Annotated in this window: 21 protein-coding genes; 11 read left to right on the top strand and 10 right to left on the bottom strand. The window is 67.4% G+C overall.

Translation table 11 applies throughout. The annotated features are described in order from the left end of the window. The first annotated feature begins 46 nt into the window (after nt 1–46). The 7 genes from VARPA_RS05735 to VARPA_RS05710 all read left to right on the top strand — a co-directional run bounded on the left by VARPA_RS05735 (nt 47) and on the right by VARPA_RS05710 (nt 11108). A complete protein-coding gene (locus tag VARPA_RS05735; protein WP_013539614.1) occupies nt 47–2137 on the top strand; it encodes a LamG-like jellyroll fold domain-containing protein in 2091 nt (696 codons plus the stop codon). A 49-nt stretch (nt 2138–2186) separates the two neighbouring features. Further along, a complete protein-coding gene (locus VARPA_RS30455) occupies nt 2187–2387 on the top strand; it encodes a hypothetical protein (protein WP_013539613.1) in 201 nt (66 codons plus the stop codon). Nucleotides 2388–2404: 17 nt separating this feature from the next. After that, a complete protein-coding gene (locus tag VARPA_RS05730; protein ID WP_013539612.1) occupies nt 2405–4636 on the top strand; it encodes a phosphocholine-specific phospholipase C in 2232 nt (743 codons plus the stop codon). A gap of 23 nt (nt 4637–4659) precedes the next feature. Then, nucleotides 4660–6906, top strand: a complete 2247-nt coding sequence (locus tag VARPA_RS05725; RefSeq protein WP_013539611.1) for a phosphocholine-specific phospholipase C — start codon at nt 4660–4662, stop codon at nt 6904–6906. Between the two features lie 267 nt (nt 6907–7173). Beyond that, nucleotides 7174–7374, top strand: coding sequence for a hypothetical protein (locus tag VARPA_RS05720; protein WP_013539610.1), 201 nt, complete (start codon nt 7174–7176; stop codon nt 7372–7374). 31 nt (nt 7375–7405) lie between these two features. Next, the gene (locus VARPA_RS05715; RefSeq protein ID WP_041943343.1) at nt 7406–9676 is read left to right on the top strand and encodes a phosphocholine-specific phospholipase C; all 2271 of its coding nucleotides are present in this window, start codon (nt 7406–7408) and stop codon (nt 9674–9676) included. 37 nt (nt 9677–9713) lie between these two features. Next, nucleotides 9714–11108, top strand: coding sequence for an 8-oxoguanine deaminase (locus VARPA_RS05710; protein ID WP_013539608.1), 1395 nt, complete (start codon nt 9714–9716; stop codon nt 11106–11108). Between the two features lie 97 nt (nt 11109–11205). Here VARPA_RS05710 and VARPA_RS05705 read toward each other — a convergent pair whose 3' ends face one another. The 3 genes from VARPA_RS05705 to VARPA_RS05695 are packed head-to-tail and all read right to left on the bottom strand — an operon-like array spanning nt 11206 to nt 13401. Beyond that, on the bottom strand, nt 11206–12489 hold the full coding sequence (locus VARPA_RS05705; protein WP_013539607.1) for a c-type cytochrome: 1284 nt from the start codon (nt 12487–12489) through the stop codon (nt 11206–11208). Nucleotides 12490–12496: 7 nt separating this feature from the next. Further along, a complete protein-coding gene (locus tag VARPA_RS05700; RefSeq protein ID WP_013539606.1) occupies nt 12497–13216 on the bottom strand; it encodes a c-type cytochrome in 720 nt (239 codons plus the stop codon). Beyond that, nucleotides 13213–13401 (bottom strand): DUF2970 domain-containing protein, encoded by a 189-nt coding sequence (locus tag VARPA_RS05695; RefSeq protein WP_013539605.1) that lies wholly within the window; start codon nt 13399–13401, stop codon nt 13213–13215. The genes VARPA_RS05700 and VARPA_RS05695 overlap by 4 nt, the downstream gene beginning before the upstream one ends. A 98-nt stretch (nt 13402–13499) precedes the next feature. Here VARPA_RS05695 and VARPA_RS05690 point away from each other — a divergent pair, with 98 nt between their 5' ends. Then, the gene (locus VARPA_RS05690; RefSeq protein ID WP_013539604.1) at nt 13500–14930 is read left to right on the top strand and encodes a PLP-dependent aminotransferase family protein; all 1431 of its coding nucleotides are present in this window, start codon (nt 13500–13502) and stop codon (nt 14928–14930) included. On the opposite strand, the gene VARPA_RS05685 is transcribed toward VARPA_RS05690, so the two are convergent. From VARPA_RS05685 to VARPA_RS05665, 6 genes are all read right to left on the bottom strand, one after another. After that, complete coding sequence (locus tag VARPA_RS05685) at nt 14878–16146, bottom strand: MFS transporter (RefSeq protein ID WP_013539603.1); 1269 nt, start codon at nt 16144–16146, stop codon at nt 14878–14880. The two genes, VARPA_RS05690 and VARPA_RS05685, sit on opposite strands and share 53 nt — an antisense overlap. A 93-nt stretch (nt 16147–16239) precedes the next feature. After that, on the bottom strand, nt 16240–16374 hold the full coding sequence (locus VARPA_RS31825) for a hypothetical protein (protein WP_268741649.1): 135 nt from the start codon (nt 16372–16374) through the stop codon (nt 16240–16242). 66 nt (nt 16375–16440) lie between these two features. After that, entirely contained in the window at nt 16441–18156 is a 1716-nt protein-coding gene (locus VARPA_RS05680) for a putative 2-aminoethylphosphonate ABC transporter permease subunit (protein WP_013539602.1), read from the bottom strand. Nucleotides 18157–18158: 2 nt separating this feature from the next. After that, nucleotides 18159–19232 carry an ABC transporter ATP-binding protein gene (locus VARPA_RS05675; RefSeq protein ID WP_013539601.1) on the bottom strand — a complete coding sequence of 358 codons (1074 nt, stop codon included), beginning with the start codon at nt 19230–19232 and terminating at the stop codon, nt 18159–18161. Between the two features lie 7 nt (nt 19233–19239). Further along, nucleotides 19240–19533: a hypothetical protein gene (locus VARPA_RS05670; protein WP_013539600.1), complete on the bottom strand. Its 294-nt coding sequence runs from the start codon at nt 19531–19533 to the stop codon at nt 19240–19242. Continuing rightward, entirely contained in the window at nt 19533–20570 is a 1038-nt protein-coding gene (locus VARPA_RS05665; protein ID WP_013539599.1) for a putative 2-aminoethylphosphonate ABC transporter substrate-binding protein, read from the bottom strand. The genes VARPA_RS05670 and VARPA_RS05665 overlap by 1 nt, the downstream gene beginning before the upstream one ends. Nucleotides 20571–20753: 183 nt before the next feature. Between VARPA_RS05665 and VARPA_RS30450 the strand changes: the two genes are divergently transcribed. Beyond that, nucleotides 20754–20915, top strand: a complete 162-nt coding sequence (locus VARPA_RS30450) for a phosphonate degradation operons associated hdig domain-containing protein (RefSeq protein WP_013539598.1) — start codon at nt 20754–20756, stop codon at nt 20913–20915. Nucleotides 20916–21091: 176 nt separating this feature from the next. After that, entirely contained in the window at nt 21092–22891 is a 1800-nt protein-coding gene (locus VARPA_RS05655; RefSeq protein ID WP_013539597.1) for an ABC transporter ATP-binding protein/permease, read from the top strand. On the opposite strand, the gene queC is transcribed toward VARPA_RS05655, so the two are convergent. Continuing rightward, the gene (gene queC, locus VARPA_RS05650) at nt 22873–23586 is read right to left on the bottom strand and encodes a 7-cyano-7-deazaguanine synthase QueC (RefSeq protein ID WP_013539596.1); all 714 of its coding nucleotides are present in this window, start codon (nt 23584–23586) and stop codon (nt 22873–22875) included. The two genes, VARPA_RS05655 and queC, sit on opposite strands and share 19 nt — an antisense overlap. 77 nt (nt 23587–23663) lie before the next feature. On the opposite strand from queC, the gene VARPA_RS05645 reads away from it, so the two are divergent. Continuing rightward, nucleotides 23664–24074, top strand: coding sequence for a DUF2177 family protein (locus VARPA_RS05645; RefSeq protein WP_013539595.1), 411 nt, complete (start codon nt 23664–23666; stop codon nt 24072–24074). Nucleotides 24075–24107 lie beyond the last annotated feature (33 nt).

The raw sequence follows: 24107 nt of genomic DNA, 5'->3' as shown, positions 1-24107 counted from the left end.
CACCGGCGTCCATCCCTCCGACAGACAGACACACCGGCTTCCTCCGATGCGCCCGACCACACCTTCGCACGCCGCGCATTTCGCGCGCTGGCTCCTGCCCCTCGCCACCTCGCTCGCGCTTGCCGCTTGCGGCGGTGGTGGTGGCGGCGGTGCTTCCTTCCCCCTCGTCAATGTGCCGCCGGCCAACGGTGGCGGTAGCAATCCGCCTGCATCCGGTACCAACCAGGGCAAGAGCGGCCCGAAGGCGCTCGTCGTGGAGATCGACGGCCTCACCCATGCGGCATTGCGCGATGCGATGGCGCAGAACAAGGTGCCTGCATTGCAGTCGCTGCGCGTGGCGCCCGCATGGACCGGCGGCGCCAACGGCACGCCGAGCGAACAGCGCACCACCGACGGCCCGGGCTGGGCCACACTGCTGACGGGCACCTGGGTGACGCGCCACGGCGTGCGCTGGGACACGGCCGACCAGCGCATCGATGCGAAGCTCGCGCCTTCTATCTTCGCGCTCGCCAAGCAGAACAAGGCGGCCGGCTACAAGACCGCATCGGTCACGGCCAATGCGCTCTATCCGCGGTTGCTGGCCAACGAGAGCGGCACCGTCGACGGAGCCGTCGATTGCGCGGGCGCCGATGCCTGCGTCACCGAGCGCACCGCGCAGTTCATCGACGCCGGCTACGACCTGACGGTCGCGCAGTACGGCGCACCAGCGGCGGCGGCCGACAGCGGCCTGAAGAGCGGCGCCTACCAGCGCGCGATTTCCGACACTTCGGCCGCCGTCGGCCGGCTGCTCGCGCGCATCGCGCAGCGCACGGCCAATGATGCAAAGGAAGACTGGCTCGTCATCCTCACCACCGGCCACGGCCTGGACGCCTTCGGCACCGCCTCCGGCCTGCAGGCCATCGACAACAAGACCATCTTCATCGCCAGCAACAAGACGCTGGCCGCCCTGCCCGGGACAGGCACCGCCGCACCGGCGGACACCGCGCTGCTGCAGCTCGCCGCGGCGACCGACATCGCACCGACCGTGCTGCGGCACCTCGGCGCCCTTCCGAGCTGGGAGGCCTACAACTTCAACGGACAGGCGCTGCAGGCCGCCACGTCGCTGCGCAATCTCTTCGCCAAGGCGGGCGCGGACAAGAACAGCATCGAACTCTCGTGGACGCTCGCGGGCGCTGCGACGGCGCCGGTGCAGGTGCTGCGCGACGGCAAGCTGGTGGCCACGCTGCCGGCGGGCTCGACCGCGTACGCCGACCCCATCGTGGCCGACGCGGACGGCGTCTACACCTACCAATACACCGTCGTTGCCGGCGAAGCCAGCGTCGCGCTCGCCGCGCAACTCGCCTACGTGAAGCCCGCCACGCTCGCGCCCACGCTGGCGAACGGCCTCGTCAACTACTACCCGCTGGACACGCTCCCGGCCGCTGACCTGAGGAACGCCTCCACCCTCTCGCTTTGGGCGGCCGATGCCGACGGCGGCACATCGGTCGACGACGGTTTCAAGCTTCCCGACAAGGTCAAGGCGCTGCGTGTCGACAGCACGGTGAAGAACGCGAGCGGCTCGGCCGGCTACCGCCTGCTGCAGACCACCGACGTGGCCACCAACCCGGCCGTCACCGCCTACACCCTCGGCTTCTGGGTGCGCACCGACGCCACATGCAGCCAGGGCGTGAGCAACGGCGCCTCGATGCTCGCCAACAAGAACTACACCACCGGCGCGAACGCGGGCCTGGCCATCGGTCTCTTCGGCAGCTGCGAGATCCGCTTCAACGTGGGCGCCGGTGGCGGCATCCGCGCCGACAGCAACGGCTACGGCCTGAGCGCAGGCCAGTGGGCCTACGTGGCGGTCGTGATCGACAAGGCCAACCTCAAGCTCACCGGATACGTGTTCGATTCGGCCCGCGCCATGCAGACCGGGAACACCACGCTCACGAGCGCGCTGGTCGCGCAGCTCGGCGGCCTGAAGAACGGCATCGGCCTCAATGAAGACGGCACCGGCCAGTACTACCAGCGTGAGACCAGCTCGCCGCGCGGCGCCATGGACTTCAACGAGTTCGCCATCTGGAACCGCGCGCTCACCACCGACGAGCTCACCAGCATCTTCAAGTCGGGCCAGCCGCTGATGTTGCTGCTGCCCTGAACCGTCCCCCGCTCACCTCCCACAACGAACGACTCAAGAGATCTTCATCATGCGAATTCCATTCCTTGCCCCGCGCCTTGTGCCCGTGCTGTCCATGTTGATCGTGGCCTCTGCCCTGTCCGCCTGCGGTGGCGGCAGCGGCGGTGGCGGCTTCGCCGGCCTGCCCGGTGCTGGTACGCCGCCCACGACTCCGCCCGTGACGACCCCGCCCGAAACCGGCGTCGCCCCCGTGAAGAGCTGCGCGCCCTGAAAGAGAAAGTCCACGCCATGAACCAGAACGACAAGCCCACGAATTCGCGCCGCAAATTCCTCACCGGCACCGCCACCACCGGCGCTGCCGCGCTCGCGCTCTCGGCCTTTCCACCCGCCATTCGCCGCGCGCTCGCCATTCCGGCCAACAACAAGACCGGCACCATCCAGGACGTCGAGCACATCGTGATCCTCATGCAGGAGAACCGCTCGTTCGACCATTACTTCGGCACGCTGATGGGCGTGCGCGGCTTCGGCGATCGCTTCACCATTCCGCTGCCCAAGGGCATGAATGTGTGGCAGCAGAGCGATGCCTCGGGCAAGCCGATCCTGCCCTACCACCTGGACAGCCGAAAAGGCAATGCGCAGCGCGTGAGCGGCACGCCGCATTCGTGGAGCGATGGGCAGAACGCCTGGGACGGCGGGCGCACCTACCAGTGGCCTCGCTACAAGACCAACGCGTCGATGGGCTACTTCAAGGAGACCGAAGTCGCCTTCCAGTTCGCGCTGGCCAACGCCTTCACGCTGTGCGACGACTACCACTGCAGCATGCACACGGGCACCAACTCGAACCGCATGTTCCACTGGACCGGCACCAACGGCCCCGGCGGCCAACTGGCAAACGGCGTGGCGGGCGTCGCAGGCGTGGCCACGGTCAACAACGAGTGGGACTCCATCGACAGCTCGGCGACCGGCTATGAATGGAAGACCTACCCCGAGCGCCTGCAGGAAGCCAAGGTCAGCTGGATCGTCTACCAGAACATGCCGGAGAACTTCGGCGACAACCCGCTCGCGGGCTTCAAGCAGTACCGCCTGGCCAACGAGGCCTCGGGCAAGCCGGTGAGCAACGACGCGGCCTCGCCGGTGTACGACCCGGCGAGCGACGACGCGGGCAACCCGCTCTACAAGGGCATCGCCAACACGATGGGCGACGGTGGATTCCTGGAGCAGTTCCGCCAGGACATCAAGAACGGCAAGCTGCCGCAGGTGTCGTGGATCATTGCGCCCGCCACCTACTCCGAGCACCCCGGGCCGTCGAGCCCGATCCAGGGTGGCTGGTACATCCAGGAAGCGCTGGACGCGCTCACCGCCGTACCCGACGTGTGGAGCAAGACCGTGCTGCTCATCAACTTCGACGAGAACGACGGCTACTTCGACCATTACCCGTCGCCGGCCGCGCCCTCGATCAATCCCGACGGTTCGATGGCCGGCAAGACCACGCTGCCCGAGGCCGACCTCGCGGTGGAACGCTTCAATCACCCGAAGCCCCCGGGCACGAGCAGCCAGCCCGCGCCTGATGGACGCGTCTACGGCCCCGGCGTGCGCGTGCCGATGTACATCGTCTCGCCGTGGAGCCGCGGTGGCTGGGTCAACTCGCAGGCCTTCGACCACACCTCGGTGATCCGCTTCATCGAGACGCGCTTCGGCGTGAAGGAGCCCAACATCTCGCCGTTCCGGCGCGCGGTGTGCGGCGACCTCACCAGCGCCTTCAACTTCGCGACACCCAACACCGAGGCGCTGCCCACGCTCGCGGGCCGCACCACCCGCACCGGCGCCGACAAGACGCGCAGCGACCAGGAAGCCCTCGCGCAGGTGCCGCTGCCGCTCGATCCGCAACTGCCGCGCCAGGCCACCGGCATTCGCCCCTCGCGCGCACTGCCCTACGAGTTGCATGTGAGCGCGCGCGCCGATTCGGTGAGCGGCAAGATCCAGCTCCTGTTCAAGAACAGCGGCAAGGCCGCGGCCGTGTTCCACGTCTACGACAAGCTCAACCTCGACCGCCTGCCGCGCCGCTACATGGTGGAACCCGGCAAGTCGCTGGACGACACCTGGAGCCCGATGACCGACAACAGCGGCTTCTACGACCTGTGGGTGCTCGGGCCGAACGGCTTTCACCGCTACTTCAAGGGCGACCTCAATGCGCTGCGCACGAGCGGCGCGAACCCCGAAGTGCGCGTGTGCTACGACATCGCCAACGGCAACGTCTACCTGGAGATGCTCAACGCCGGCACGAACCCCGCCAGGTTCACGGTGCGCGCCAAGGCCTACCGCAACGACGGCCCCTGGGGTGCCACGGTCGCCGGCGGCACCAAGGCCGAGCAGCTCTGGGTGTTGGCGAGCAGCGGGCAGTGGTACGACTTCGCGGTCACCTGCGACGCCGACCCGGCCTACTACCGCCGCTTTGCGGGCCGCGTGGAAAACGGCAGGCACACGGTGAGCGATCCCGCCATGGGCCTGGCCGACCTGTGAGCGTGGCACCCGGCAACCGCCCCATGAACTCACGCCGCAAATTCCTCACGCGCACCGCCACCACCGGTGCCGCCGCGCTCGCGCTCTCGGCTTTTCCGCCGAGCATCCGGCGCGCCCTGGCCATTCCGGCCAACAACAAGACCGGCACGATCATGGACGTCGAGCACGTCGTGATCCTGATGCAGGAGAACCGCTCGTTCGACCACTACTTCGGCACGCTCAAGGGCGTGCGCGGCTTCGGTGACCGCTTCACGATTCCGCTGCCCAAGGGGCTGAACGTGTGGCAGCAGAGCGATGCCTCGGGCAAGCCGATCCTGCCCTACCACTTCGACAGCCGCAAAGGCAATGCCCAGCGCGACGGCGGCACGCCCCACGACTGGAACGACAGCCAGAACGCGTGGGACAACGGCCGCATGTACCAGTGGCCGCGCTACAAGACCAACAAGGCGATGGGCTACCACAAGGAGGCCGAGGTCCCCTTCCAGTACGCGCTGGCCAACGCCTTCACGATCTGCGATGCGTACCACTGCGGGATGCACACCGGCACGGATGCGAACCGTTCGTTCCACCTCACCGGCACCAACGGCCCGACCGCGCAGGGCGTGGCGTTCGTGAGCAACGAGTGGGACTGGATCGAGGGCAAGCCCGCCTCGGCCAACACCGGCTACACATGGAAGACCTATGCCGAACGCCTGGAGGACGCGGGCGTCAAGTGGATCAGCTACCAGAACATGCCCGACGAATGGGGCGACAACATGCTGGGCGCGTTCCAGCAGTTCCGCCAGGCCAACCTTGCCTCGGGCTTTCCGGTGTGCAGCGGCGGCGCGCCGAACCAGCCCTACGCAGACACCGGCCAGGCATTGCCGTATCACGCCTACGACGCGGCCTCGGACAACGCGAGGAACCCGCTCTACAAGGGCGTGGCCAACACGCTGCCGGGCACGCGCCCCGAGGAGTACCTGGACGCCTTCAAGCGCGACATCCGCGAAGGCAAGCTGCCGCAGGTCTCGTGGATGAACGCGCCCTCGATCTACTGCGAGCATCCCGGGCCGTCGAGCCCCGTGCAGGGCGCCTGGTTCCTGCAGGAAGTGCTGGATGCGCTCACCGCCGTGCCCGAGGTGTGGAGCAAGACCGTGCTGCTCATCAACTTCGACGAGAACGACGGCTACTTCGACCACGTGCCCTCGCCCTCGGCACCATCGCCCAACGGCGACGGCACCTACGCCGGCAAGACGACGCTGCCGGATGCGGACCTGGGCGCCGAGTACTTCACGCATCCGGCGCCGGCCGGCAGCAGCAGCCAGCCCAAGCCCGACGGCCGCGTCTATGGCCCGGGCCCGCGTGTGCCGATGTACGTGATCTCGCCGTGGAGCCGCGGCGGCTGGGTCAGCTCGCAGGCCTTCGACCACACGTCGGTGATCCGTTTCCTGGAGACGCGCTTCGGCGTGAAGGAGCCCAACATCTCGCCGTTCCGGCGTGCGGTGTGCGGCGATCTCACGAGCGCCTTCAATTTCGCGACGCCCAACACCGAGGCCCTGCCCACGCTTACCGGGCGCACGACGAAGGCCGACGCCGACAAGCTGCGCAACGACCAGCAAGCACTGCCGCAGGTGCCTCTGCCGCTCGATCCGCAGTTGCCGCGCCAGTTCACCGGCACGCGGCCTTCGCGCGCGCTGCCTTACGAGCTGCACGTGAGCGCCAAGGCCGACACGATCGGCGGCAAGGTGCAACTGCTGTTCTCCAACACGGGCAAGGCGGCTGCGGTGTTCCACGTCTACGACAAGCTGAACCTCGACCGGCTGCCGCGCCGCTACATGGTGGAGCCCGGCAAGACGCTCGACGATGCGTGGAGCGCGATGACCGACAACAGCGGCTTCTACGACCTCTGGGTGCTCGGGCCGAATGGCTTTCACCGTCACTTCAAGGGCGACCTCAACCGCTTGCGCGCGGGCGATGCAGCGGTGCCCGAAGTGCGCGTGTGCTACGACATCGCCAACGGCAATGTCTATGTGAGCATGCGCAACGACGGCAAGAATCCTTGCCGGTTCACCGTGCGGGCGAAGGCCTATCGCGACGACGGCCCGTGGACTGCAACGGTGAATGGCGGTGCCACCACCGATCAGCACTGGGAGCTCGCCGAGAGCGGCCAGTGGTACGACTTCGCAGTCACCTGCGATGCCGATGCCAGCTACTACCGCCGCTTCGCGGGCCGCGTGGAAACCGGCAAGCACACGGTGAGCGATCCGGCGATGGGGTTGGCCGATCTCTGAGCCTGTGCGGACAGCAGTGCTTGTGCGCGCGCCGATTCATGGCGCGCGCACAACACGCTGTGCCGGTGTGATCACGCGCTGAAAAACAACGGCGCATAGCGCGCAACGTAGTCCGAAAGATCGCAAACATTCCCGGTCGTTTCGCACTCTTACACCTCGCCCCCTGCGGTTCATGGCGTTGTCATCGCCGATTTCTAGCCTTGGTTCTGGCGGCCTTCACGACTCTGCGTGAAGTGCCGCACAGCAACCCCGAGAGGATCTCACCCGATGCAACTTCTTTCTTCTTCCGCGCGACTTGCACCCGCATTGATCGTGGCCTGCGTGCTCTCCGCCTGCGGCGGCGGCAGCGATGGCGGCGGCGGCTTCTTCGGCGGCCTTCCGGGCGCCGGAACGCCACCGACAACGACGCCACCCGTCACAACGCCGCCCGACACCGGCGTGAAGCCCGAGATGCGCTGCGCGCCCTGATCGCACAATGAGAAACACCAAGAACAACACCATGACCTCACGCCGCAAATTCCTCACCGGCACCGCCACCACCGGCGCCGCCGCCCTCGCGCTCTCGGCCTTTCCGCCGAGCATCCGGCGCGCCTTGGCCATTCCGGCCAACAACAAGACCGGCACGATCATGGACGTCGAGCACGTCGTGATCCTGATGCAGGAGAACCGCTCGTTCGACCACTACTTCGGTACGCTCAAGGGCGTGCGCGGCTTCGGCGACCGCATGACCATTCCGCTGCCCAACGGCCTGGCCGTGTGGCAGCAGCTCGACGACACCGGCAAGCAGGTGGTGCCCTATCACCTCGATGCGACCAAAGGCAATGCGCAGCGCGTGAGCAGCACGCCGCACACTTGGGTCGATTCGCACAATGCATGGGACGGCGGCCGCCTCTACCAGTGGCCGCGCTACAAGAAGGTGAACAACAAGGCGCCCTTCACACAGTCGATGGGCTATCTCACGGAGGCCGAGCTTCCGTTCCAGTTCGCGCTGGCCAACGCCTTCACGATCTGCGACGACTACCACTGCGCGATGCACACCGGCACGCACGCCAATCGCTCATTTCACTGGACCGGCACCAACGGCCCCAACAGCTCGGCCGGTGGCAACCAGGCCTACGTGAACAACGTCAACCCGTGGAGTTCGACCGGCCCTTCGACCGAAGGCTACGAGTGGAAGACCTATGCGGAGCGCCTGCAGGAAGCCAATGTCAGCTGGATCGTCTACCAGAACATTCCGAACAACTACGGCTGCAATCCGTTGCTCGGCTTCAAGCCCTACCGCAAGGCGAACGAGGCTTCTAGCAAACGGGTGAGCACCTCGCTGCCGCAAGGCGCATCGCCGGCGTATGCACCCGGCGACGATGCCGGCAACCCGCTCTACAAAGGCACGGCCAACACGCTGCCGGTGGCCGACCAGGCGGCCTTCGATGCGGGCGCGATCTTCGATGCGTTCCGCGCCGACGTGAAGGCCGGCCGCCTGCCGCAGGTGTCGTGGGTCATTCCGCCGGACGTGTACTCCGAGCACCCAGGCCCTTCGAGCCCTGTGCAGGGCGCCTGGTACATCCAGGAAGTGCTGGACGCGCTCACCGCGGTGCCCGAGGTGTGGAGCAAGACGGTGTTCATCGTCAACTTCGACGAGAACGACGGCTACTTCGACCACGTGCCCTCGGCTTCCGCGCCCTCGCCCATTCCCTCGGCCGACCCGAGCGTGAAGGCCTTCGCGGGCAAGACCACGCTGCCGGATGCGGACCTGAGCTACGAGTACTTCAACCACCCGAAGCCGCCGGGCATGACCGCGTCGCAGCCCACGCCCGACGGCAACGTCTACGGCCCGGGCATGCGCGTGCCGATGTACGTGATCTCGCCGTGGAGCCGCGGCGGCTGGGTCAACTCGCAGACCTTCGACCACACCTCGGTGCTGCGTTTCCTGGAAGCGCGTTTCGGCGTGAAGGAAACCAACATCAGCCCGTTCCGCCGCGCGGTGAACGGCGACCTCACGAGCGCCTTCAACTTCGCCACGCCGAATGAAGAAGCACCGCCCACGCTCGCGGGCCGCCGCAGCAAGGCCGAGGCCGACCAGGTGCGCGCCGCGCAGGACGCACTGCCGCAGGTCACGCCGCCGGGCGACGGCAAGCTGCCCGTGCAGGTCACAGGCACGCGGCCGTCGCGCGCGCTGCCTTACGAATTGCATGCGAGCGCCAAGGTCGACACGGCCGGCGGCAAGGTGCAACTGCTGTTCTCGAACACGGGCAAGGCCGCCGCCGTGTTCCACGTCTACGACAAGCTCAACCTCGACCGCCTGCCGCGCCGCTACATGGTCGAAGCGGGCAAATCGCTCGACGACGCCTGGGCGGCGGCTGCCGACAACGCCGGCAAGTACGACCTCTGGGTGCTCGGACCGAACGGCTTCCACCGCCATTTCCAGGGCGACCTCAACACCGTGCGCTCGGGCGATGCGGCGGTGCCCGAGGTGCGCGTGTGCTACGACATCGCCAACGGCAATGTGTACCTGAGCATGCGCAACGACGGCAAGGCCGCCTGCAAGTTCACCATCCGCGCCAAGGCCTACCGCGACGACGGCCCATGGACCGCGACAGTGAACGGCGGTGCCACCGTCGACCAGCATTGGGAGCTTGCAGCGAGCGGCCAGTGGTACGACTTCGCGGTGACCTGCGATGCCGATGCGAGCTACTACCGCCGCTTCGCCGGCCGCGTGGAAACCGGCAAGCACACGGTGAGCGATCCCGCGATGGGCATGCCCGACCTCTGACCTCCCGGGAGCGCGAGCTCGCGCGCAAAATCCCGGCATGCTGATCCTCCAACACGCCGACATCCTCGTCACCATGGACGCCGCCCGGCGCGAAATCGCCAACGGCGCCGTGGTGACCGACGGCCCCGCGGTCGCCTGGGCCGGCCCCACCGCCGAGCTGCCCACCGCCTACCTCGATGCCCTGCGCAACGGCCAGGCCGAGGCCATCGACATGCACGGCCACGTCGTGATGCCCGGCCTGGTCAACACGCACCACCACATGTACCAGAGCCTCACCCGCGCCGTGCCCGAGGCGCAGGACGCCGAACTCTTCGGCTGGCTCACCAACCTGTACCTGCTGTGGGCGCGCCTCACGCCCGAGATGATCCGCGTCTCGACGCAGACCGCGATGGCCGAGCTGATGCTCTCGGGCTGCACTACCACCAGCGACCATCTCTACCTGTTCCCCAACGGCTCGAAGCTCGACGATTCGATCGAAGCGGCCGACGCGATGGGCATGCGCTTTCATGCCGCGCGCGGCAGCATGAGCGTGGGCCGCAGCGCCGGCGGCCTGCCGCCCGACGAGGTGGTGGAAACCGAAGCGGCGATCCTGCGCGACAGCGAGCGCCTCATCGGCCGCTGGCACGATGCCTCGCGCCATTCGATGCGCCGCATCGTGCTTGCGCCCTGCTCGCCGTTCTCGGTCTCGCGCGACCTGATGCGGCTGTCGGCCGAACTCGCGCGCGAGCGCGGCGTGTCGCTGCACACACACTTGGCCGAGAACGACAACGACGTCGCCTACTCGCGCGAGAAGTTCGGCATGACGCCGGCCGAGTACGCCGAAGACCTGGGCTGGGTCGGCCGCGACGTCTGGCACGCGCACTGCGTGAAGCTCGACGAAGCTGGCATCGCGCTCTTCGGGCGCACCGGCACCGGTGTCGCACATTGCCCTTGCTCGAACATGCGGCTGGCCTCGGGCATCGCGCCCATCGGTGCGATGCGGCGCGCGGGCGTGCCGGTGGGCCTGGGCGTGGATGGCAGCGCGTCGAACGACGGCGCGCACATGCTCGGCGAAGCGCGGCAGGCCATGCTGCTGCAGCGCGTGGGCTACGGCCCCGCGGCGATGACGGCGCGCGAGGCGCTGGAGATCGCGACGATCGGCGGTGCGCGCGTGCTCGGGCGCGATGACATCGGCGCGATCGAGCCGGGCATGTCGGCGGACCTCGTGGCCTTCGACATGCGCGGCGTGGCACATGCGGGGGCGTGGCATGACCCGGTGGCGGCGCTGGTGTTCTGCACGCCGGCGAGCGCCGCGCTGAGCGTGATCAACGGCGAGGTCCGCATCCGGGACGGACGCTTCACGGCGCTCGAATTACCGCCCCTGCTGGCGAGGCACCGCGAGCTGGCGCGCACGCTGTACGACAGTGCCCGGCATCCGCACACGGCCCGGTGACGGAGGGTCGAATGCGCACGACCTCTGATTGCCAAGCCTGCGCTGCTCCGCGGAAGCCGATCGGCATCCTGTCGCGCACCCACATCCGAGACAGCGCTCAGCGCCGCATGGTGTCCAGCTGCGTGACGGGCGCGCTGTCGTTGCCCCACGAGCCGCGGATGTAGGTGAGCACGGCCGCCACTTCGGCGGCATCGAGCACCTGGCCGAACGGCGGCATGCCGTAGGGGCGCGGATTGCCCGCCGTCGATGGCAGGAAGCCGCCGTGCGAAACCACCTGGATGAGGTTGGTCGGCGTCGACATGTTCACCGCGCGGTTGCCTGCGAGCGGTGGGTAGGCGCCGGTCGCGCCCTGGCCCTGGTCGCCGTGGCAGTAGGCGCAGCGCTGGTCGTAGATCTTGCCGCCGCGCGCCATCGTGCCGGCATCGCGGCGGATGGGCGTTGACGTGCGTGCAGGTTCGTCGGGCTTGGGCACATCGGGCAGGTCTTTCAGGTAGCCCGCCATCGCCGTGAGGTCCGCCTCGCTCAGGTGCTGCGTGCTGCGGAACACCACGTCGGCCATCGGTCCCATCACCGAACCGCCCGGCGCGGTGCCGGTCTTGAGCAGCGCAACCACGTCGGCCGTGGGCCATCCGGCGACGCCGGCCTGGCGCTTGTCGGTGAGCGACGGTGCATACCAGTTCTCCACCGCGATGAGCCCACCCGAGAGGCCCAGCCTGGTCTCGGTCGCACCCAGCGAATTGCGCGCGCCGTGGCAGGCGATGCAATGGCCGAGGCCGTCGACGAGGTACGCACCGCGGTTCCATTCGGCCGGCTTGCCCGCGTTGGCCACAAAGGCCTCGGGCTTGAACGAGAGCGCGCGCCACACGGCCAGCGCGGCTTGCGTGTCATAGGGAAAGCGCAGCCGGTGCGCGAGGTTCGGCGCCGGTGCGGGCGCCACGGTGCGCAGGTACGCGTAGATCGCGTCCGAGTCTTCGCGCGTCACTTTGGTGAAGTTGGGGTACGGGAACGCGGGGTAGAGCAGGCGCCCATCCTTGCTGCGGCCGTTGTGCATCGCGCGCCAGAAGTGCGCGCTGCTCCAGCTGCCAATGCCGGCCTTGGCGTCGGAAGTGAGATTGCTCGAATAGATGGTGCCGAAGGGCGTTTCCAGCGGCAGGCCGCCCGCGTAGGGTTGGCCGCCGCGCGTGGTGTGGCAGCCCGCGCAGTTGCCAGCCAGCGCGAGGTAGCGGCCGCGCTCGACTTGCTGGGGCGTGGCCTCGAAGGCTTGCGCCTGTTCGGGCAACGGGTCTTCGCCGCGCAGGTTCATCGCCACGAGCACGCCCGCGCAAACGGCCGCGAGCACGATGAGGGTCAAGAGCGTCCAGCCGAGGTGTCGCAGTTTCATAGCGGGCTCACTTCGGCATGCCGCCGCAGGCCACACGCTGCGATCCAGGCGACGGTGCGGGCAACGAAGCCGCGGGCTTGGTGTTCGCCGGCATCGGCTGCACCGCCAGCCAGCTTGCGACCGCATTGATGTCGGCCGTGGTCATGCGGCGGCCGACCTCGGCCATGCAGTCCGGCGCCATCGCATGCCGCTCGCTCGTGAGCCATGCGCCGAGCTGCGACGACACATAGAGCCGCGGCAGTCCGAGCAGCCCCGGGATGGCAGGCTGCACACCGGTGAGCGCCGCGCCGTGGCATTGCACGCAGGCCGGAATGCCGCGTGCCGCATCGCCTTCGAGCGCGAGCTTGCGGCCGCGCTGCAACTGGTCGGGCGTCGCATCGCTGTTGGGAGAGATCGGCGGGTACGGCAGGTCGAGCCCCGCGAAGTACTCGGCCATCTCGCGCAGGTAGGCGTCGGAGAGGTGCTGCACCATGTACGCCATGTCGGCGTTGAAGCGGCGGCCGTCGCGAAAGCTTACGAGCTGGTTGAAGAGGTAACCCGCGGGCTTGCCGGCCAGACGCGGAAAGAAGCCCGCGTTGGTGGTCGCGCCTTCGCGGCCGTGGCAGGCGATGCAGGCGGCCACGCGCTGCTCGATGGTGTCGGGCACGGTGGCCGGCGGCGCGGCACTCGCCACGCCTTGCACGAGGAACAGCAACGCAAGCGCGAAGGAGCGGAGACCGGCCGTCATGTGCCGGCCACGAAGCGCGCCAATGTGATCAGGCCCACGACCAGCAACAGCACCACGAACAGCGCGACACCGATCAGCGACAGGATGCCGACCTGGGCGGTCCGCTTGTCGGCGTCGGCGCGGCGGCCGCCCAGCCCGATGAAGCTCCAGAGAACGGCGCGCAGCGCGCGCATGAGATTGGACATGCACCGACTGTGCCCCAAACTGCACCGAAAAAACAGATGCAGATCCTGCTCGATTCACCGGTGCAGATAAAGTCCGGGCCAATGACGAACCTCGCGCCATGAAACGTTACGAAGCCCTGGCCGCCGACATCGAGGCCTCGATCCGCAATGGCACCCTGAAGACCGGCGACCGCCTGCCCTCGGTGCGCCACACCGGCCAGAGCCGCGGGGTCAGCGCATCGACCGTGTTCCAGGCGTACTACCTGCTGGAGGCGCGCGGCCTCGTGCGCGCACGCGACCGCTCCGGTTATTACGTGACGGGCGGTGGCCTGCGCGATGCACCGCCCGAATCCACCCTCACCTCGCGCCCCGCGGAGGGGCCCACGTCGCTCGACGTCAGCGACCGCGTGTTCGACATCCTCGAAGCCAGCATGTCGCGCAAGGTCGTGCCCTTCGGCTCGGCGTTTCCGAGCCCCCTGCTCTTTCCGCTTGCGCGGCTGGGTCAGTTCATGGCGGCGAGCGCCAAGTCGCTCGACCCGTGGAGCACGGTGGACGACCTCACGCCCGGCGCCGCGGCGCTGCGCAGGCAGATCGCGCTGCGTTACCTCGCTGACGGGATGCAGGTGCCGGCCGAGGAGATCGTCATCACCAACGGCGCACTCGAGGCGCTCAACCTGTGCTTGGCGGCGGTCACGCGGCCGGGCGATGCGGTGATCGTCGAATCGCCCACCTTCTATGCGGCGCTGCAGGCGCTGGAGCGCATGGGCCTGAAGGCCATCGAGGTGCCGACGCATCCGGGCGAAGGCATCGACCTCGGCGCGCTCGAGCAGGCCATCGCGGCGCACCGGCCGAAGGCCTGCTGGCTCATGACGACCTTCCAGAATCCGCTCGGCAGCCTGATGCCCGATGCGAAGAAGAAAGCGCTGGTCGATCTGCTCGCGCGCCACGAACTGCCGCTCATTGAAGACGACGTGTACGCCGAGCTCTACTTCGGCGACCGCAAACCCGCACCGGCCAAGGCCTTCGACACGCAGGGGCTGGTGCTGCACTGCTCATCGTTCTCGAAGTGCCTCGCGCCGGGCTACCGCATCGGCTGGACATCGGCCGGGCGCTTCGCGCGCAAGGTGGCGCGGCAGAAGCTCACGTTCACGCTCAGCACCTCGGCGCCCGCGCAGCTTGCGCTCGCGGCGTACCTGGAGAAAGGCGGTCTCGACAAGCACCTGCGCAAGCTCCGGCAAACACTCGCGATGCAGCAGGCGACCTTCGCGCAGGCGGTGGGGCATTACTTCCCCGAGGGCACGCGCGCCACGCGGCCATTGGGCGGCTACTTCCTGTGGATCGAACTGCCGGCGCAGGTGAACGCGCTCGACATCCATCGCGAAGCGCTGGCGCTAGGCATCAGCGTCGCGCCGGGTCCGATCTTTTCAGCGACGCGCGCCTTCACGCATTGCCTCCGACTGAACTACGGCCACGCATGGAACGCCCAGAGCGAGAAAGCTATGCGGACACTGGGCCGGCTGGTGTCCGAAGCCGCAGCCGGTACAGCCTGAACAGCAGGAACGACGCGATGCACAGGTTCAGCAGGTTCCAGCCGATGCCGTTGACAAAAGCCGCGTGGTAGCTGCCGGTCAGGTCGAACACCTTGCCCGACATCCATCCGCCCAGCGCCATGCCGAACAGCGAGAACATCAGCACCGTGCCCACGCGCGCGCCGGCTTCCTTCGGCGGAAAGTGCTCGCGCACGATGATCGCGTAGGCCGGCACGAGGCCGCCCTGGAAAAGCCCGAACAGCGCCGAGATCACATAGAGCGACACCAGCCCGTCGAAGGGCAGGAACAGCAACAGCGCAATGCACTGCAGCACGCCGCCCAAGAGCAGCGTGCGCAGGCCCCCGATGCGGTCGCAGATCGCGCCCGACACCAGCCGGCTCACCACGCCGAAGCCCAGCATCAGCGACAGCATCATCGCGCCCTGCGTGGGCCCGTAGCCGAGGTCGCCGCAGTAGGCCACGATGTGAACCTGCGGCATCGCCATCGCGACGCAGCAGGCCACGGCCGCGACGCACAGGAGGCCCTGCGCCGTCGTCATGCTCAGGCCGAAGGGGCGTGTCATGTCGCGCGGTGCCGTTGCATTCGATGCATTGCCCACCGGCGCTGCGGCCACCGCTGGCGGCCGCGCACGGAAGAAGAGCGCGAGCAACGCCATCGCGATGCCGCAGAAGATGCCCATGCCGATGTAGGTCTGGCGCCAGCCGACCGTCTCGATGAAGTGCTGCGCGATCGGCGGCCAGATGGCGCCCGCGACATAGTTGCCGCTCGCGCACACCGCCACCGCGATGCCGCGCCGCTTGACGAACCAGAGCGAGGTGTCGGCCACCAGAGGTGCGAACGCCGCCGAACTGCCGAGCAGGCCGACCAGCAGGGCTTGCGCGATGGTGAACGAGACGATGCCGCCCGACAGTCCCGTGGCGATGTAGCCCGCGCCGAGAAAAACCGAGCCCAACAGGAGCGGCCACATCACGCCGAAACGGTCGGCCAGCTTGCCCATGAGCACGCCGCCGAAACCGAAGCCGAGCATCAGCCAGGTGTAGGGAAGCGAGGCATCGGCGCGATCGATGCCGAACTCGGCCTGCACCGCGGGCAGCATCACCGAGACCACGTACATGCCGCTGCTGCCGACCGTCATGATCAGCAGCGTGAGCGCCAGGCGCAGCATGGCGTAGCGCGAATCCGCCGCGTGGGCGGTTGTCTCTGAAGTCTTCGTCATTGTTTTTCTCCGCAGCGAGGATACCCCTCGGCACGGAGATGCGCGCGCGCAATGACCGGCGGCGCATGGCCGCCTTCGTGCGCGATGCGCGGATCAGCTCGCCAACACGACCGGCAGCACGACGTTCGCCATCGCCTTGGGCATCGGCCCGCCCGGCTTGGGCTTATCGTCGCAACCGGCCGCGATGAGGCCGATGCAGAACAGAAGAGCAAGTGCTGTGCTTCTCATCCGGCGGATGCTAGGCCTGTCGCCTCGCCAGTCAAGTCGGACACCGCGCCGACAAGGGCCTGTCGGCTACCGGCTTCTCCAGGCCTGCGTGCGCTTGAGCGCCCAGTGCCCTGCCAGCGCGAAGAAGCCTCGCCCGATCGCTGCCGTGAGCATGATCAACGAAGCCATGGCGGCCGCGGGCGCCACGTCGCCGGCATCGTCCATGTTGAGCACGGCGATGGCGGCCAGCGTGGTCTGCGGCGAATAGAGGAACACGACGGCCGACACGGTGGTCATCGCGTTGACGAAGAAATAGCCGCCCACGTTGAGCACGGTCGGCAGCGCCACCGGCAGGTGCACGCGCCAGAGCGTGTGCCAGAACGGCACGCCCATCGATTCGGACACCAGCTCGTACTCGCGGTCGAGCTGGCGCAGCGCGGTGAGCGAGGTGAGGTGCGCCACCGAGAAGAAGTGCGCCACCGTGCAGATCACCAGGATCGTCATGCCGCCATACAAGCCGTTCAGTGGATTCGACGGCGAGATGAAAAAGAAGATGTAGCCCACGCCCAGCACCAGCCCCGGCACCGCGAGCGGCAGATTGGCGAGCAGGTTGAGCAGTTCGCGCAAGAGGCCGAAGTGGCGCGGCTTCTCCACGAGGTAGGCCGAGACGAAGGTGACGAGCGCACCCGCCACCGCGGCGCACAGCGCAAGCCGCAGCGAGTTGAAGTAGCTGCCCCAGCCGCCGCCATCCATGTTGCTGAAGTCGTAATTCTTCAGCGACGGCGTGAGCTTGTACGGCCAGTAGGTCGCAAGCGATGCGAACACCGCCATGCCGATCATCACGAGGATGGCGCAGGCCGTCAGCACGCAGAACACGAGCAGCGCGCGGTCGCGCGATGCCACCGGCTCCGGTTGATAAGGCGTGGCGCGCGCGGAGAGCGCCGCGGCCTGCTTGCTGCGAACGTAGCGCTCGACGAGGAAGGACAGCACCGCCGGAATCAGCAGCACGAGCCCGACCACCGCACCCATCTGGAAGTTCTGCTGCCCGACCACCTGCTTGTAGATGTCGGTCGCGAGCACGCCGGTCTGGCCGCCGACCACCTTGGGCACGCCGAAGTCGGTGATGACGAGCACGAACACCACCATCGCGGCCACGATGAGGCCGTAGCGCGAGGACGGCAGCGTCACGGTGCGGAAGATGCGCCAGCGCGAGGCGCCGAGCGTCTGTGCCGCTTCATACAGGCGCCCATCTGACGTGGCCATTGCGGTCGTGAGGATCAAGAGCGCATGTGGCAGCGTCCAGAATACTGAGCCGAGCACGATGCCCAGCGGGCCGTAGATCGAGGCATCGCCCATCAACCCTTTGAAGAGGCCCTGGTTGCCGAACAGGTAGACCAGGCTGATGGCAGGCAGCAGCGAAGGCGCGAGCAACGGAATGAGCGCCACCGCACGCAGCGCGCCCTTGGCGGGCATGCACGAGAGCGTGAGCGCATACGCGTAGACGTAAGCGATGGCCGTGCAGATCACCGCGCTGATCGCCGCGAGCCACAGGCTGTTGAAGGCCGACTGCACAAGCGCTGGGTTGTCGAGATAGCGCGCGAAGTTCGTGAGGCCGACGAAGGCGCCGGCGCGGTCGAAGAAGCTCTGGCCGACGAGCGCGCCGACGGGCAGCGCGACGATCACGACCAGCAGCAGCACGAGGAAGGCAACGGCTGCGCCAGTGAGCCAGCGCTCGCGATCGAACGCGCTGCTGCGCGGCATCGCCACCGGCATTGCGGCGATGGCGCCGGGAGAACTGCTCATGCTCAATGCGCCAGGACCGACAGCGCGTTCAGCGGCAACTGGATGTGCACCATGCTGCTCGGCACCAGCGGCTCTTCGCCGCCATAGCGCGCATCGGCGGGCAGCTCGGCTTCGATCTCGATGCCCAGCGGTTCGCAGGCCAGCCGCGCCGAGGTGCGATTGCCAAAGAATTCCGTGTCGAGCAGGCGCGCCGCAAAGCTGTTGGCACCGAGTTCGGTGCCGAAGCGCTTGACCACCACGTGTTCGGGCCGGATGCCCACGGTGGCCTGCGAACCGACGCTCAAATTGCCGGGCGCACAGAACAGTTCGCTGTCGCGCACGCGCACCTTGCCGTCGGCCAGCACGGTCGCTGGCAGCATGTTCATGCGGCCGACAAAACCGGCCACGAAGCGGGTGCGCGGCTGGCGGTACAGCTCGTCGGGCGTGCCGGCCTGCTCGATGCGCCCGTTGTGCATCAGCACCACGCGGTCGGCCATCGAGAGCGCTTCTTCCTGGTCGTGCGTGACCATGATGGTGACGATGCCCAGGCGCTTCTGAAGCGCGCGGATTTCGCTGCGAAGGCTCGCGCGCACCTGCGCATCGAGCGCGGAGAGCGGCTCGTCGAGCAGCAGCAGGCGCGGGTTCGGTGCGAGCGCGCGCGCCAACGCGATGCGCTGCTGCTGGCCGCCCGAAAGCTGCACTGGGTACTTGTCGGCATGCGCGGTGAGGCCGACAAGGTCGAGCATCTCGCGCGAGCGCTTGGCCATCTCGCGTGCCAGCGCGCCCGTGGGGTGCAGGCCGTAGGCGATGTTCTGCGCCGCCGTGAGGTTGGGGAACAGCGCATACGACTGGAACACCACGCCGAAGCCGCGCGCCGCGGGCGGCAGGCCCGCGATGTCCTGCCCGCCGAGCAGGATCTGCCCGCTGTCGGCGCGCTCGATGCCGCACACGATGCGCAGCAGCGTGGTCTTGCCGCAACCCGAGGGACCGAGCAGGCACACGAATTCGCCCGGCTCGATATCCAGGTCGATGCCGTCGAGCACGCGGGTGGCGCCAAAGGACTTGCCGATGCCGCGGAGAGAAAGAAAGCTCGTCATGTGCTTTTTACCGTTCGGACTGAATCCACCACCGTTCGCCCTGAATCCACCACCGTTCGCCCTGAATCCACCACCGTTCGGACTGAGTCCACCACCGTTCGCCCTGAGCCTGTCGAAGGGCTGCTTCGATCACGCAAGGCTTCGACAAGCTCAGCCCGAACGGTTGGATGCTCAGCCCGAACGGTTGGATGCTCAGCCCGAACGGATGGATGCTCAGCCCGAACGGTTGGATGCTCAGCCCGAACGGTTGGACGCTCAGCCCGAACGGTTGGACGCTCAGCCCGAACGGTTGGGAGTGCATCAGAGCGGTGCCTTCTTTTCCGACTTCGATTCGTAGCGCTTCGACCATTCCGTCAGGATGCGGTCGCGGTTCGCGGCAGCCCAGGTGAAGTCGTTCTTGGCGAGCAGCTTCTCGACATCGCCCGGCACGAATTCGAGCTTCTCCTGGATGCCCGGCAGCGCGAGCACGGCGAAGTTCTTCGCGTAGAGCTCGTTGGCCTGCTTCGTCACGGCCCAGTCGGCCAGCGCCTTGGCGGCGTCCTGCTTCTTGCTGGTCTTGATGATGCCGGTGGCTTCCATGTCCCAGCCGAGGCCTTCCTTCGGCAGCACGATGTCGATGGGCGCGCCGTCGCGCTTGGTCTTGTTGGCGCGGTATTCGAAGGACATGCCGAGCGCGAACTCACCGGCACCGGCCTGACGGCAGGGCTTGCTGCCCGACTGGCTGTAGATGCCGATGTTCTGGTGCAGCGCGTCCATGTACTTCCACGCTTTTTCTTCGCCCATCATCTGGATCCAGCCCGACACCATCAGGTAGCCGGTGCCCGAGGCCGCCGGGTTGGGCATGGTGATCTGGCCCTTGTAGACCGGGTTCGTGAGGTCGGCCCAGCTCGTGGGCTTGGGCAGGTTCTTCTTGGTGGCTTCGGCGGTGTTGAAGCAGATGGCCGACGACCAGACGTCCATGCCGACCCACTTGGGCGGGTTGGCCGGATCGCGCATGGTGGGCTTCACCGCATCGAGGCCCTTGGGCGCGTAGGGCTGGAGCATGCCTTCCTTGTCGAGCAGCATCAGCGAGGTGGCGGCCAGGCCCCACACCACGTCGGCCTGCGGGTTGGCCTTTTCGGCCAACAGCTTGGCGGTGACGATGCCGGTCGAGTCGCGCACGAACTTCAGTTCGATGCTCGGGTTTTCCTTTTCGAACGCGGCCTTGTAGGCCTGCACCTGGTCGGCTTCGAGCGCGGTGTAGACCAGCAGTTCGGTGCGGCCCTGTGCCGAAGCGGCGAACGCCAGCGAGAACAGGGCGGCCGGTACGGCGGCACGACGGATGAAGCGGAGCAACATGATGGGAAATCCCTGGCAATGAGTGAAGTGACGCGGACAAAAGTACGCACGGCGTGGCCGTGAACGCGGCGATGCTCGCAGCGCCATGTGACAGAGGTTTGTCAGATGCGTCACACGGATGTCATGGCGCGGGCTGACGCTTCACGTGCTGTCGCACGCGCTTCCCGCTCCCGTTTCACTTTCATGACACTCGACCTCGCAGAGATCGCCCGCCTGTTCGCCGAACGCGGCGGGGTCGCCTGCGCTGCCGAACCCGTGTCGCCGCTGGAGCACGCGCTGCAGTGCGCGTGGCTCGCCGAGCAGGCGAGGTGCGACGATGCCCCGCGGCTGAGGCTTTGGGATTGAAGGTCGAAGGGCTGAGAGGGATGCTGGCGTCCGTCCTTCCAGCGGCTGCACGGGTCCTGCTGCGCTGACGGAGACTTTTTTGCCCGACGAACAGGTTTCAGGTCCGTTTAAGAAACATTTGTCTACTATGGTTTCCTCATGATGTCCGGCGCACCTGCGCCTGCGAGGAAACCTGCATGTCTTCATCCGTCACGGCGCGAGCCGCCACGTTCGCCCAGGTGGTCAAGCGCGTCTTTGCGCTCGCGGCGCCTTATTTCAAGTCCGAGGAGAAATGGCGCGCGAGGACCATGTTCGCGGCGATCGTCGCGCTCAACCTGGCCTACGTTTACGCGCTGGTGCTTTTCAACCAGTGGTACGGACGCTTCTACGACGGCTTGCAGAACAAGGACGCGACCGTGTTCTGGCGCGAGATTCGCGTGTTCTGCGTGCTCGCCTTCTTCAACATCCTTCTGCAGGTGCTCAAGTTCTACGTGACGCAGTTGTTGCAACTGCGCTGGCGTACGTGGATGACGCGCGACTACATGACGCGCTGGATGACCAACCGAACCTTCTATCACCTCGAACTCGCGCGCTATGCGAGCAAGGACGGCCAGACGCCGGACAACCCCGACCAGCGGATCCAGGAAGACATGCAGTTGTTCACCGACTACACGATGACGCTGTCGATGGGCCTGCTGAACGCGGTAGTCACGCTGGTGAGCTTCGTCGGCATCCTCTGGGGGCTCTCGGGCAGCTTCGAATTCTCGATGGGCGGCACCACCTACCAGATCGTGGGCGCCATGGTGTGGCTGGCGGTCGCGTACTGCGTGGTGGGCACGGTCATCACGCACTTCATCGGCCGCCCGCTGATCGGCACCAACTTCCGCCAGCAGCGATTCGAGGCCGACTTCCGGCACCATCTGGTGCGTGTGCGCGAGTACAGCGAGGCGATCGCGCTGGATCGGGGCGAAAAAGTCGAGCACGGCCAACTCGACGTACGCTTCGGCAGCGTGCTGCGCAACTACCTGGTGCTCATCAAGCAGCAAAAGAACCTGATCACGTTCACCTCGTTCTTCGGACAGGCCGCGGTGATATTTCCGTTCGTGGTGGCAGCGCCGCGTTTCTTCAGCGGCGCCATCCAGCTGGGCCAATTGATGCAGATCTCGTCGGCCTTCGGCAAGGTGCAGGATTCGCTGAGCTGGTTCGTCGACAACTACGACAAGGTGGCTGTCTGGCGCGCCACCACCGACCGCTTGACCAGTTTCGATGACGCGATGCGCGCCCACGCGGCGCAGGCCACGCCGCTCGAGCGCGGCGAATCCACCGAACTGCGCACGGACGACCTTGCGGTCGCCCTGCCCACCGGGGCGAGCCTGCTCGCCGGCGCCGCGCTGGCCGTGAAGCCCGGCGACAGCGTGCTGCTGCAAGGCCCTTCAGGCAGCGGCAAGTCGACGTTGTTCCGCGCCTTCGCCGGCATCTGGCCGTTCGCGAGCGGCCATGTGAAGGTGCCTGGCGATGCGGTGTTCATGCCCCAACGCCCCTACGTGCCCGACGGCAAGCTGCGCGACGCACTGACCTATCCGAACCCCGCCGCCGATTTCACCGACGACCAGCTCCGCCAGGCCCTGACCGACGCCCTGCTGCCCGACCTCGCCACTCGCCTCGACGACAGCGATTCATGGAGCCAGAAGCTCTCCGGCGGCGAGCAACAACGCCTGGCCATCGCGCGCGTACTGCTGAAAAAACCGGCATGGCTCTTCGCCGACGAAATCACCAGCGCCCTCGATGCCAAGGCCGAAAGCGAGCTCTACAAGCGGCTGTCGGACACGGTCCATGCGGCGGGCGGCGCGATGGTGTCGATCGCGCACCGCGCAGCGGTCGGCGACTTCCACAACCAGCGCTGGACACTGGTGCCGCAGGAAGAAGGAACAGGAACAGCAGGCGGCGGCGCACGCTACCGCCTGAACACCTCGACCGCTCAGCCAGCAGCGGCCTGACCGGAATAGCGCTCCCAGCCCTTCTTGCGCAGATCGCAGGCGGGGCATTCGCCGCACCCGTAGCCCCAGGCCTGCCGATGCACCCGGTCGCCGAGGTAGCAGGTGTGGGTCTCTTCCACGATCAGCTCGACCAGCGGCTCGCCGCCCAGGCGGTGCGCCATCTGCCAGGTCTCGGCCTTGTCGATCCACATGAGCGGCGTCTCGATGACGAGGCGCCGTTCCAGCCCGAGCGAGAGCGCGAGCTGCATCGCCTTCATGGTGTCGTCGCGGCAGTCGGGGTAGCCCGAGAAATCGGTCTCGCAGACGCCGGTGACGATCACCTGCAGCCCGCGCCGGTACGCCAGCGCGCCGGCCAGCGTGAGGAACAGCAGGTTGCGCCCGGGCACGAAGGTGTTGGGCAGGCCATCGGCCTGCATCGCGAAGGCCACCTCCTCGGTGAGCGAGGAGCCGCCGAGCTGGGCCAGCGCGGCGAGCGTGAGCACGTGGTCTTCGCCCAGGCGCGGCGCCCAGTCGGGAAAGCGCTCGCGCATCTGCGCAAGGATGGTGCCGCGCACGTCGAGCTCGACGCGGTGGCGCTGCCCGTAGTCGAAGCCCAGCGTCTCGACGCGCTGGTACTTCGAGAGCGCGTCGGCCAGGCAGGTGGTCGAGTCCTGGCCGCCGGAGAACAAGACGAGGGCGGTGGTGTGCAGGGGCATGTGCGTCAGCGAAAGGCGCTGTAGTCCAAAGACGCGATTTTCGCAGGGCTCCCCGGTGCGCGGATACGATCCCGCGGATGAGCACCAAACACCTCGTCGCATGGGCCGCCACCTTCATCGTGCTTTTGGTGATCGACATGCTCTGGCTCGGCGTCGTCGCCAAGAACATGTACCAGCAGGCCATGGGCGACCTGATGTCGCCCGAGCCCCGGCTGGCCTTCGCGGCGGTGTTCTACCTGCTGTACCCCGTCGGCTTGCTGATCTTCGCGATCCTGCCGGGCATCGAGGCGCAGAGCATCACGCGTGCGGCGGTGCTGGGCGGGCTCTTCGGGCTCTTCTGCTACGCCACCTACGACCTGACCAACCTGGCGGTGATCCGCAACTGGCCATTGGCCCTGTCCTTCATCGACATCGCCTGGGGCACGCTGGTGAGCGGCGTGGCCGCCGCGGCGGGCGCCCTGGCCTTGCGCTGGTTCGCAGGGCGTTGATTCCGCCCCACACTATGACTTTAGTCAGGGGTC

It is taken from the genome of Variovorax paradoxus EPS, from assembly GCF_000184745.1.
In the GTDB taxonomy this organism is placed as follows: domain Bacteria; phylum Pseudomonadota; class Gammaproteobacteria; order Burkholderiales; family Burkholderiaceae_C; genus Variovorax; species Variovorax paradoxus_C.
This window is presented reverse-complemented; position numbering and strand designations above follow the sequence as displayed.

Excerpts from the sequence above, each read along its gene's own strand:
- VARPA_RS05670 (WP_013539600.1), bottom strand. The coding sequence starts at position 19,533 with ATGCACTCCCAACCGTTCGGGCTGAGCGTCCAACCGTTCGGGCTGAGC.
- VARPA_RS05645 (WP_013539595.1), top strand. The coding sequence starts at position 23,664 with ATGAGCACCAAACACCTCGTCGCATGGGCCGCCACCTTCATCGTGCTT.
- VARPA_RS05735 (WP_013539614.1), top strand. The coding sequence starts at position 47 with ATGCGCCCGACCACACCTTCGCACGCCGCGCATTTCGCGCGCTGGCTC.
- VARPA_RS05685 (WP_013539603.1), bottom strand. The coding sequence starts at position 16,146 with ATGACGAAGACTTCAGAGACAACCGCCCACGCGGCGGATTCGCGCTAC.
- VARPA_RS05720 (WP_013539610.1), top strand. The coding sequence starts at position 7,174 with ATGCAACTTCTTTCTTCTTCCGCGCGACTTGCACCCGCATTGATCGTG.
- VARPA_RS05710 (WP_013539608.1), top strand. The coding sequence starts at position 9,714 with ATGCTGATCCTCCAACACGCCGACATCCTCGTCACCATGGACGCCGCC.
- VARPA_RS05730 (WP_013539612.1), top strand. The coding sequence starts at position 2,405 with ATGAACCAGAACGACAAGCCCACGAATTCGCGCCGCAAATTCCTCACC.
- VARPA_RS05690 (WP_013539604.1), top strand. The coding sequence starts at position 13,500 with ATGAAACGTTACGAAGCCCTGGCCGCCGACATCGAGGCCTCGATCCGC.
- VARPA_RS05695 (WP_013539605.1), bottom strand. The coding sequence starts at position 13,401 with ATGTCCAATCTCATGCGCGCGCTGCGCGCCGTTCTCTGGAGCTTCATC.
- queC (WP_013539596.1), bottom strand. The coding sequence starts at position 23,586 with ATGCCCCTGCACACCACCGCCCTCGTCTTGTTCTCCGGCGGCCAGGAC.
- VARPA_RS05655 (WP_013539597.1), top strand. The coding sequence starts at position 21,092 with ATGTCTTCATCCGTCACGGCGCGAGCCGCCACGTTCGCCCAGGTGGTC.
- VARPA_RS05665 (WP_013539599.1), bottom strand. The coding sequence starts at position 20,570 with ATGTTGCTCCGCTTCATCCGTCGTGCCGCCGTACCGGCCGCCCTGTTC.
- VARPA_RS31825 (WP_268741649.1), bottom strand. The coding sequence starts at position 16,374 with ATGAGAAGCACAGCACTTGCTCTTCTGTTCTGCATCGGCCTCATCGCG.
- VARPA_RS05700 (WP_013539606.1), bottom strand. The coding sequence starts at position 13,216 with ATGACGGCCGGTCTCCGCTCCTTCGCGCTTGCGTTGCTGTTCCTCGTG.
- VARPA_RS05715 (WP_041943343.1), top strand. The coding sequence starts at position 7,406 with ATGACCTCACGCCGCAAATTCCTCACCGGCACCGCCACCACCGGCGCC.
- VARPA_RS05725 (WP_013539611.1), top strand. The coding sequence starts at position 4,660 with ATGAACTCACGCCGCAAATTCCTCACGCGCACCGCCACCACCGGTGCC.
- VARPA_RS30450 (WP_013539598.1), top strand. The coding sequence starts at position 20,754 with ATGACACTCGACCTCGCAGAGATCGCCCGCCTGTTCGCCGAACGCGGC.
- VARPA_RS30455 (WP_013539613.1), top strand. The coding sequence starts at position 2,187 with ATGCGAATTCCATTCCTTGCCCCGCGCCTTGTGCCCGTGCTGTCCATG.
- VARPA_RS05705 (WP_013539607.1), bottom strand. The coding sequence starts at position 12,489 with ATGAAACTGCGACACCTCGGCTGGACGCTCTTGACCCTCATCGTGCTC.
- VARPA_RS05675 (WP_013539601.1), bottom strand. The coding sequence starts at position 19,232 with ATGACGAGCTTTCTTTCTCTCCGCGGCATCGGCAAGTCCTTTGGCGCC.
- VARPA_RS05680 (WP_013539602.1), bottom strand. The coding sequence starts at position 18,156 with ATGAGCAGTTCTCCCGGCGCCATCGCCGCAATGCCGGTGGCGATGCCG.